The sequence below is a fragment of the Corynebacterium sp. UMB6689 genome (genome assembly GCF_030215295.1).
GTDB classification, from domain to species: Bacteria; Actinomycetota; Actinomycetes; order Mycobacteriales; family Mycobacteriaceae; genus Corynebacterium; species Corynebacterium aurimucosum.
In genome coordinates this window covers 1-292 of the sequence record NZ_JASOLS010000138.1, presented here as the reverse complement: position 1 = coordinate 292, position 292 = coordinate 1, and the positions used below count along the sequence as shown (strand labels likewise).

1 protein-coding gene is annotated in these 292 nt (G+C 56.5%); it reads left to right on the top strand.

Annotated elements, in window-relative coordinates; translation table 11 throughout:
* Window positions 1-48 precede the first annotated feature (48 nt).
* The coding region (locus QP363_RS12970; protein ID WP_284764785.1) for a hypothetical protein at window positions 49-292 on the top strand (244 nt) is incomplete at its 3' end.

Here is a 292-nt window from a genome sequence, read left to right as displayed (position 1 = left end):
CTGCGCAAACTCTTAACCGGGGAGGGGCTGCCCTGTTATGTGGCAGATATGAGAAAACCTGTCCTGACCTCTGCGGACTACCCGTACATAGTAATCACTGCTGGGGTAGGGGAGAAGCCCTCGGAGGATCTAGCCGGCAAGATGCGCGATCTAGACGAGTGGGTGCGCATAACTATTGCCGATGCCACGCCAATAAATGCTTTGGATTCGGCAGAAAAATGCGAAGCACTCCTACAAGGGCACGTCCTCCCCCTGGCCGGGTGGCGCACTTTCCCGATAGATGTTCGCCCAG